Raw genomic sequence first — 5,165 nt, 5'->3', positions numbered from 1 at the left:
GCCCTACCCCACTCACACGGGCCGGATGCGGACAGCGGTCCCTTGTCCACCCCTTGGGTAGCGGAAGGCCCCCTCGTTCCGGCGAGCGGCGCGAGTAGCGCCGGCATCCCGGCATCGGCCGGGCCGGCGATCGCCGCGGCGGCCGGTCCCGAGGCAGCTCCGACGGATTCCGCCAGCCCAGACCGGCCGGACGCCGCCCCGGCGAAGCAGTGGGAGACAAGCAGCGCGGACGGACCAGACGCCGCTCGGGCGCAGAAGTGGGCGACAACCAGCACCCACGGACCAGACGCCGCCCCGGCGCAGGAGTGGGCGGTCGCCAGCGCGGACGGGCCGGAGGCCGCTCAGGCGCAGGAGCGGGAGAAGGCCAGCACGCACGGACCAGACGCCGCCCCGGCGCAGGAGTGGGAGACAAGCAGCACGCACGGACCAGACGCCGCCCCGGCGCAGGAGTGGACGATCGCCAGCGCGGACGGGCCGGAGGCCGCCCCGGCGCAGGAGTGGGAGACAAGCAGCGCGAACGGGCCGGAGGCCGCCATCGGACACGGGCCGGAGGCGGCCAAGGCAGACCCATTGGAGGCCGTCCGGGAGAACTGGTCGGGGGCCAGCCGGGCAGACGGGCCGGAGGCCGACCGCCCGACGGCGGACGCGGTGGTCGGAACCGGCACCGGTACCACTGCCAACCCGACCGACGGCGAACGTGCCGACGACACGGTCGGCCGCACTGCGGCAACCCTGCCAGCGGCGGGCGGCGCCCCTGCCGGCGGACTGACCGAAGGTGCCCCATCCCCTGCCGGCGGACTGACCGGGGGCACCCCGTCCGCTGCCGGCGGACTGACCGAGGCCACCCCGTCCGCTGCCGGCGGACTGACCGAGGCCACCCCGTCCGCTGCCGGCGGACTGACCGAGGGCATTCCGTCAGCTGTTGACGCGGCGGCGGGCATGCCGGCGGCCAGCGACCGGACGGCCGACGAACCGGGACCGGCGAACGGCGAGCCTCCGGCGGTGCCCGACCGGAACCCCGAGCCGGCGGTCGACCCGACGCCGGTCGGCGACGGCAGCGACATCTCGTCGGCGGTGCAGGCCGCGGAGCCGCCGGCCGGCCCGACGGTCGTGCCGGCCAAGAAGACGCCGGCGCCTCGGCGCACCCGCAAGCCGCGGACACCCGCCGCGGCCACGAGCCCGGCGGATCCGCCCCCGACGGCGCACGCCGCCGGGCCCGACGGCGAGGCGACACCGGCCGATCCGGCTCCGGCTCCGGCTCCGGCTCCGGCTCCGGCTCCGGCTCCGGCTCCGGCTCCGGCTCCGGCTGAGCATGCCGCCTCGTTGAGCGCCGCGCCCGACCCGGGAACGGCGATCTCCGCCGGTGCCGGTGACTCCGAGACGGCCCGCCACGCCGACGCCGCCGCCGGCCACACGCCGACCGCCCACACCGACGCCGCCATTGGCCGCGCCACGGTTACCCGCACCGACGCCACCGGCCCGATCACGGTCACCCGCACCGACGCCAGCGGCCCCATCACCGCTACCCACGCCGACGCCGCCGCCGCCGGTCTCGCTCCGGCTACCCCGGCCGAGGTGAGCAAGGACCGTGCCGCAGCGTCGCGCGCCGACGCCGTCGGATGGGGCGGAACTCCGGACCGATGGGCGGCCGCCGGCGACGGTGGGACGGCCGGGGCGACGGCACCCGAATCGGCACCGCGACCTCGGCACCGCCTTCCGATGCCCGACCTGAACCGGGCGACGCCCTGGAACGCCTTCGCCCTCGCCCCTCAGCCCGGTCCGCCGCCGGCCGACGACGTCCTGCCCACGGCCCAGCCAAGCGCCACTGCCCCGGCCCAGCCCGGCAGCGCCGCCCCGGCCCAGCCCGGCAGCACCGGGCCGGCCGACCTCGAACCGCGCGACCGCGGGGCGGCACCGGCCTGGTACTCCAACACATCACCTCCGGCAGCCGAGCGCACCGCGCCGGCCGTCGGACCGGACCGCTCCACCGACGACACCGAGAGCGGACCATCGTCGGCCGACCCGGGCGGCGTCGAGACGGTGCATCCCGACCGGACTGCCCCGGCCACCACAGCGCAGGAGTTGTCTGCGGCATACGCCGTCACCCCGGGCGTCACCACCGACCCGGTGGCCACCGCCCGCGACCTGTCGGCCGCCTTCGCCAAACCACCTGTCACCCGCGCCGAGGACGTGCAGCCGGGCGGCGACCGCGACAAGGGTCGGCGTGGCCTGTTCCGCCGCGGCAGACCACGCCCGGGGGACGCCGGTGCCGCGGCCGAGCGCGAGGAGGCGCTGGCGGCGCAGGACGAGGAGTACGTCGACTGGGTGGCCGGGCTCGGCCGCCCGTCGGGCGACGACGAGCCCACGCCGAAGGAGTCCCGTCGCTCGCTGCGCTCGTCCGGCCGGCACCACCGGGACTGACGTTCTCGCCCGCACGGTTGGGGTGGCAGGTCAGGCCAGGGGCAGGTAGACCCGCCCGCCGGCGGCGACGAACTCGTCTGACTTGTCCTTCATGCCTCGGGCGGCGTACTCCTGGAGATCCTGGGTGATCTTCATGGAGCAGAACTTCGGCCCGCACATCGAGCAGAAGTGTGCGGTCTTCGCCGGCTCGGCGGGCAGCGTCGCATCGTGGTACGACCGCGCGGTCTCCGGGTCCAGCGAGAGGTTGAACTGGTCCTCCCAGCGGAACTCGAACCGCGCCTTGGACAGCGCGTCGTCCCAGGCCTGCGCGCCGGGGTGGCCCTTGGCCAGGTCCGCCGCGTGCGCCGCGATCTTGTACGCGATCACCCCCGCCTTGACGTCGTCCCGGTCCGGCAGCCCCAGGTGCTCCTTCGGGGTGACGTAGCAGAGCATCGCCGTGCCGAACATGCCGATCATCGCCGCGCCGATGGCCGAGGTGATGTGGTCGTACGCGGGCGCAATGTCGGTGGTCAGCGGGCCGAGCGTGTAGAACGGCGCCTCGTGGCACCACTCCTGCTGGAGGTCCACGTTCTCCTTGATCTTGTGCATCGGTACGTGCCCGGGGCCCTCGATCATCACCTGTACGTCGTGTTCCCAGGCCACCCTGGTCAGCTCGCCCAGGGTCCGCAGCTCGGCGAACTGCGCCTCGTCGTTGGCGTCCGCGATCGACCCGGGCCGCAGCCCGTCACCGAGGGAGAACGTCACGTCGTAGCGGGCCAGGATCTCGCACAGTTCGCCGAAGTTGGTGTAGAGGAAGTTCTCCTCGTGGTGCGCCAGGCACCAGGCGGCCATGATCGAGCCGCCCCGCGACACGATGCCGGTCACCCGGCCCACCGCCAGCGGCACGTACGGCAGCAGCACCCCGGCGTGCACCGTCATGTAGTCCACGCCCTGCTCGGCCTGCTCGATCACGGTCTCCCGGAACACCTCCCAGGTCAGCTCCACCGGGTCGCCGCCGACCTTCTCCAGCGCCTGGTAGATCGGCACCGTACCGATCGGCACCGGCGAGTTCCGCACGATCGCCTCGCGGGTCTCGTGGATCCGCTTGCCGGTGGACAGATCCATCACCGTGTCCGCGCCCCACCGGGTGGCCCAGGTGAGCTTCTCCACCTCCTCGGCCACCGATGAGGTCACCGCCGACGTGCCGATGTTCGCGTTTACCTTGACCAGGAACGCCTTACCGATGATCGCCGGCTCGCACTCCGGATGGTTGACGTTGAGCGGCAGCACGGCCCGCCCGGCCGCGATCTCGGCCCGGACGAACTCCGGTGCCATGCCCTCCCGGATCGCCACGAACTCCATCTCCGGCGTGACGATCCCGGCCCGCGCGTACGCGAGCTGCGTCGGCCGCCTCCCGTCCGCCCCGGCGAGCGGGGTGCCAGCACCACGCGCCGGCGCCACGTCGCCCCGCTCGGCGATCCACGGCCCCCGCAGCGGCGGCAGCCCGACCGTCGGATCGGAGCCCGGGCCGGCGGTGTCGTAGAGCCGCACCGGCGGGTTGTCCCCGGCCAACTCCACCTCCGCGAACGGCACCCGGATGTCGGGCCGCGATCCCTCGACGTACACCTTGCGGCGTGCCTGCATGACAACCTCCCTGATCAGGCGGACCAGCCGAAGTGGTCCAGCGGGCCGCGTCCCGCGCCCAACTTCCAACCCTGCGCGCCGGTCAGCGCGCGGGTGACGTACTCCTTGGCGGCCGAGACCGCCGCCGGCACCGGATCGCCCAGCGCCAGCCGCACGGCGGTGGCCGCCGAGAACGAGCAGCCGGTCCCGTGGGTGTGCCGGGTCGGCACCCGCGGGGCGCGCAGCACGGTCGTCCCGTCCGGACCGTGCAGCACGTCCACCGCCTCGCCGTCGGCGTCCACGTCGCCGCCGGTCACGACCACCCACTCCGGCCCACCGGCCGCCAGGGCCCGGGCGGCCGTCGCCATCTCCGCCACACTGGTCACCGGGGCTCCGGTGAGCGCCGCGGCCTCCGCGCTGTTCGGGGTCGCCACCCGGGCGTACGGCAGCAGCCGCTCCACCGCCTCCACCACCCCGAGCCGATGCCCGCTGGTGGCCACCAGCACCGGATCGACGACCAACTGCGGCAGCCGGCCGGCCGCCGCCGCGTCGGCGATCGCACCCGCCACGGCCGGGGTACCGAGCATCCCGGTCTTGACCGCCCGCACCGCGAAGTCGGACAGCACGCTGTCGAGCTGGTCGGTGACCGTCTGCGGCGGCAGCGGCAGCACGGCGTCCACCCCCCGGGTGTTCTGCGCGGTGACCGCGGTGAGCACGCTCGTGCCGTACGCGCCGAGCGCGGCGAACACCTTCAGGTCGGCCTGGATCCCGGCGCCGCCGCCGGAATCCGAGCCGGCCACGGTGAGCACGGTGGTGGGGGTCACGTCTCTCCCTTTGTCGGCGTCGTGGTTGCGGTTGAGGGCTGCGGCCGACCGTGCCCACTCCGGGCGGTCAGGCTTGATCCCTGCGTGGGCACGGTCGGCCGCAGCCCCGTCGTGGTGGTCACCGTCCGGGATTCCGGGTTGGTGGCTTCGGGGTGGCCGCCTCCTGGAAGGCGCTGGTCAGCGTGGTGGCTGCCTGCCGTGGGTCGGTGGCGCGCATGATCGCGCCGAGGACGGCGACTCCGGCGGCGCCCGCCTCGACGCAGGCGCGTACCTGGGTCGGGGTCTCGATGCCGCCCAGGGCCAGAGCCGGCACGGGGC

2 protein-coding genes and 2 pseudogenes are annotated in these 5,165 nt (G+C 74.9%); 1 reads left to right on the top strand and 3 read right to left on the bottom strand.

Features of this window, described 5'->3' with window-relative positions; genetic code table 11:
* Positions 1–2,421: pseudogene (locus C1I95_RS35520) on the top strand (hypothetical protein); the annotation flags it as partial.
* A 30-nt stretch (positions 2,422–2,451) separates the two neighbouring features.
* Here C1I95_RS35520 and thiC read toward each other — a convergent pair.
* From thiC to C1I95_RS31615, 3 genes and pseudogenes are all read right to left on the bottom strand, one after another.
* Entirely contained in the window at positions 2,452–4,044 is a 1,593-nt protein-coding gene (gene thiC, locus C1I95_RS31625; RefSeq protein WP_111219489.1) for a phosphomethylpyrimidine synthase ThiC, read from the bottom strand.
* Positions 4,045–4,058: 14 nt separating this feature from the next.
* Entirely contained in the window at positions 4,059–4,847 is a 789-nt protein-coding gene (gene thiD, locus C1I95_RS31620; protein ID WP_111219487.1) for a bifunctional hydroxymethylpyrimidine kinase/phosphomethylpyrimidine kinase, read from the bottom strand.
* A 118-nt stretch (positions 4,848–4,965) separates the two neighbouring features.
* Positions 4,966–5,165 (bottom strand): annotated as a pseudogene (locus tag C1I95_RS31615) (thiamine phosphate synthase); the annotation flags it as partial.

The sequence above is a fragment of the Micromonospora craterilacus genome, assembly GCF_003236315.1.
Lineage (GTDB): Bacteria > Actinomycetota > Actinomycetes > Mycobacteriales > Micromonosporaceae > Micromonospora > Micromonospora craterilacus.
Note: the sequence above shows the minus strand (reverse complement) of the source record. Positions and strands in the feature narration are given on the sequence as shown.

Excerpts from the sequence above, each read along its gene's own strand:
- thiC (WP_111219489.1), bottom strand. The coding sequence starts at position 4,044 with ATGCAGGCACGCCGCAAGGTGTACGTCGAGGGATCGCGGCCCGACATC.